The following is a 3,688-nucleotide window of genomic DNA, read 5'->3' on the forward strand; positions in this document are numbered from 1 at the left end:
AATTAAACAAAAATCTTGAAACTTTAACAAATCAAGAACTTGAAATTAATGGCGGAGGCTTCTGGGGTAAAATGGGAGAAATTGCCGGATGGGGTGGCGCATCAGGAAATGCTCAAAAACATGCATTTTGTGATAAATATTATGCTCCTAGAACTAATGCAAGAGCAAGCTGTTACATGATGTACGAAGAATAGAAAAAAATAGCTTTCAAAATTACCTCAAAATAATAATTATATTTTATATATAAAGATTATTTTATTAATATCACAACATGTTTATAGGAGGGATTTTCATGAATACTCAAAAATTAAAAGAGCTAGAAGAATTAACAAATGAGGAATTAGAAAAAATTAATGGTGGTTCACTAGTTAGAAAACTTGGAAGTTGGCTTGGACGAAAAACAGCGGAACTTTTAAAATAAGTTAAATTAGATTATATTTATATTTTAATTTAACGATTTTATAATAAAACCATAAAAAATAAAACTAACTATGCTATAAAAAATAGTTAGTTTTATTTTTTCTATTAAAGTTATAAATAATTATTCATATTTCCATCCATAATTTTTATTTATTAAAAAATTTATTTACCTTACAAAAATCTGATATTTTCAGTACTATCTCACTCAATATAAAAAACATAACAAATTAAATGTCAAAAAACATCAATAATCCTCTTTAGAAATTCTCAATAAAATCAAACTACAAATACTAATCACAATAAATCCAAATAAAGCTAAAAAAGGAATTGTAATAAAACCTAACCAATTTATATATTCACCAGTACACGGTACACGTCCACAAGAAACAGCTCTTTCTGAAAAGAAAACAATCTTTTGTATCAAATAATGATATAAAGAAAAACAAGAACCTATAATACCAAATATTAATGAATATCTTGAAATACTATAATCCTTTTTTATAACAGCAACACCTAATAATAAAACTAAAGGATACATAAAAATCCTCTGATACCAACATAACGTACAAGGAATAAACTTCATAATTTCAGAAAAATATAAGCTACCCGATGTAGCAATAAAAGAAACACACCATGCAAGGAATAATAAGTTTTCTTTTCTTTTTTGACTACTCATATTAAAAACCCCTTATAAAATTAAATATTAATAAAAAACAAAAGAAACTTAAATAATAAGTTTCTTTTAAGAAAATATCTAGATATAAAAGTAATAAAACAAATTTTCTAATCTCATAAAATCTATTTATTTATTCTTCCGAAACCAACTATCAAAATCATCTTCCGATTGTTCTCCTTCAATCCGATTTAATTCTTTTCCATCTTTATAATGAATAATTGTAGGAGTTCCTTTAATTTTAAATTGATCCCAAGCTGAATCGTATTCTTCTAAGTTCATAACCTGCATGTCAATTTTCATTTCTTGTGCCATAGGTATAACGATTGGTGAAACTTTAGCACAATGAGAACAGTGTGTCTGATAATAATAAATAATTTTCTCTTTTTTATCTAAAATATCTTGTTGTAACTGTTCTTGTGAAATTTTATTTTTATAATACTCTTTTACTGGAACTTCTTCTTTATTTTTATTCATAACTAAAAAAATAACACCAAATAACAAAATAACAAAAAGACTAAACGCTAATATTTTCTTCACACGTAATTCTCCTCACTAAAAACCTTAAATCTAGATATAATAATCCAATGATTAATATATCATAAAACAAACATTTTATATACAAAAAATGTAAAAAAATAAATAATTTCCAATAAAAACATACATAGAACAAGGGAATGCTTGTAAACTGATCTATACTGCATTCCCTTATTGTATGTATGCTATATTTCTATTCTTCTTTTTCCGACATTAGAACCCTACAAAAATATCAATCATACTTAATTTTTAAACAAACCGAAAAAACCTTTCCGTTTTTGTTTCTGATTTTGCTTTTGCATATCTCTAATATTTTCAAGCAATAACTGATCTCGCTTCTCTAACTTCTTCTCTATAAAAACTTCTAATTCACTGTTTTTACCTTCTACTTCAGTTAACTTTTTCTCCGTATTAGCTAAATGCTCTTTAGTTGTAACTAATTCATTCGTAATTTCCTGTAATTTTTGAACAAGCGCTTGATTAAATTGATTTTGTAATTGCTGATTTTCTAATACCTCATCCAATTTCTTTTCTAATTCCGATTTTTCTTCTTTTGAAACAAATGAATCAAGTTCTCCATTTCTCCATGCCCGAACCTGATCATAAGACCACTTTTGCAACTGTATTTTTTCTTTAATTGCTGTTAATTCTTCTATATTTTCCTTAGAATACCTACGATGCCCTCCTGGGCTTCGTTCCGTTTGTATGTTAAATTCATTTGACCATACTTTTAATAAATCCGGAGTCATCCCTAAACGATCCGCAACAATTTTCGGTGTATACATTTCCGATTTTAGTTCCAACTTTCATTCCTCCTTCAAAAACGGAATACATTTTTTACTCATAAAACATTACTAAATCAATATTTTAATCAAAATCGGAATTCACTCACAACTAATATCACAACCGATTTTAAAATCGAATTAATTTCGAAATACATTTCGATTTTAACACTAATACTCATTACTTCTCGATACCCACATCAAAATCTTTTTTATTTATACAAGATTTTATGCAAAAAAAGAATAATCAGGATCCCTGGAATCCCCATTCTATCAACGATGTATAAAATCTTGCATATCGATTTGACTAGAAAAGAAAAAAGAATCCCTATAAAAACAGGGATTCTATCAAAAAAGTTGCTACCGATAATAGGACGTTATGTTAACCCAACATGTATAGGATATACACTCATAAATCATAATAGATCATTCTTTCGAATGGTATAATTAGGAAAAGGGGGGATGTTATATGACAACAGCTTATGTAAATTGGGGAGAAGCAAAAATAAAATTAACCTGGAAACAGGATAATCAACTACCGCCACAAAACTTAATAACAAGTGTTCATGGACTTTGCTTTTATAATAGCAAGGTATTATTAGTTGATTTAAATCATAGAGGATGGGATCTTCCCGGTGGTCACATTGAATTAAATGAAACTCCTGAGGAGTGCTTTAAACGTGAAGCAATGGAAGAGGGCTATGTTGAAGGTAAATGTAATCTTCTTGGATACATAATAGTTGATCACAACGAGAATCCAAAATGGGATGAAAAAAGTAAATATCCTAAAGTTGGTTATCAAGTGTTCTACCGAATGGATATTAAAGAATTCCATAGTTTTGAAGGTAAGCATGAATCAGCCCATAGGAAATTAATTAATCCAAATGAAATTACAGTGCATCATCATGAATGGCATAGCGTATATCAATCTATTTTAGACTATGCTCTTTATACAGAATTCTAAATTGAAAAGTTATCTTGAACAAAAGAGTCAATACTTGAACAAAGATATTACATTAACTTCCGCTTTCGAATTTTATGTAAACACGAAAAGTCCTCCAGTTAAACAAACTAGAGGACTTTTTATTCATCACTAAAAACAAATATCTCTTTTTGTTAGATCCTCAATATAGATTTCTGATAAACCCTTTGGTTTTTGCCCTTTTCTGGGGTCCCGTCCTACACTTTTTATTCCACGGTTCACTTGACCACGAGCCTCTACACCCTCAAACTCCCAAAGATAACCCCAGCGGGCAAAAACCGCCCTTCTGGGGCC

6 protein-coding genes and 1 pseudogene are annotated in these 3,688 nt (G+C 28.7%); 3 read left to right on the plus strand and 4 right to left on the minus strand.

Going from position 1 to position 3,688, the window contains the following annotated elements:
- Positions 1-194 (plus strand): annotated as a pseudogene (locus tag MR170_RS30045) (hypothetical protein); the annotation flags it as partial.
- 98 nt (positions 195-292) lie between these two features.
- Positions 293-421 (plus strand): ComC/BlpC family leader-containing pheromone/bacteriocin, encoded by a 129-nt coding sequence (locus MR170_RS30050; protein ID WP_242310528.1) that lies wholly within the window; start codon positions 293-295, stop codon positions 419-421.
- 243 nt (positions 422-664) lie between these two features.
- Here MR170_RS30050 and MR170_RS30055 read toward each other — a convergent pair whose 3' ends face one another.
- The 3 genes from MR170_RS30055 to MR170_RS30065 form a co-directional block, all read right to left on the minus strand.
- Positions 665-1,096: a disulfide formation protein C gene (locus tag MR170_RS30055; protein WP_242310530.1), complete on the minus strand. Its 432-nt coding sequence runs from the start codon at positions 1,094-1,096 to the stop codon at positions 665-667.
- Between the two features lie 126 nt (positions 1,097-1,222).
- Positions 1,223-1,633: a thioredoxin family protein gene (locus MR170_RS30060; protein WP_193409704.1), complete on the minus strand. Its 411-nt coding sequence runs from the start codon at positions 1,631-1,633 to the stop codon at positions 1,223-1,225.
- 239 nt (positions 1,634-1,872) lie between these two features.
- The gene (locus MR170_RS30065) at positions 1,873-2,433 is read right to left on the minus strand and encodes a MerR family transcriptional regulator (RefSeq protein ID WP_193409705.1); all 561 of its coding nucleotides are present in this window, start codon (positions 2,431-2,433) and stop codon (positions 1,873-1,875) included.
- 448 nt (positions 2,434-2,881) lie between these two features.
- Between MR170_RS30065 and MR170_RS30070 the strand changes: the two genes are divergently transcribed.
- Complete coding sequence (locus MR170_RS30070; protein WP_242310532.1) at positions 2,882-3,376, plus strand: NUDIX hydrolase; 495 nt, start codon at positions 2,882-2,884, stop codon at positions 3,374-3,376.
- Positions 3,377-3,505: 129 nt separating this feature from the next.
- Here the strand turns inward: MR170_RS30070 and MR170_RS30075 are convergent.
- Positions 3,506-3,688, minus strand: a 183-nt coding sequence (locus tag MR170_RS30075) for a hypothetical protein (RefSeq protein ID WP_242310534.1), incomplete at its 5' end; no start/stop codon positions are given.

Origin of the sequence: Bacillus cereus group sp. BfR-BA-01524 (genome assembly GCF_022662595.1) — a bacterium.
Lineage (GTDB): Bacteria > Bacillota > Bacilli > Bacillales > Bacillaceae_G > Bacillus_A > Bacillus_A thuringiensis_S.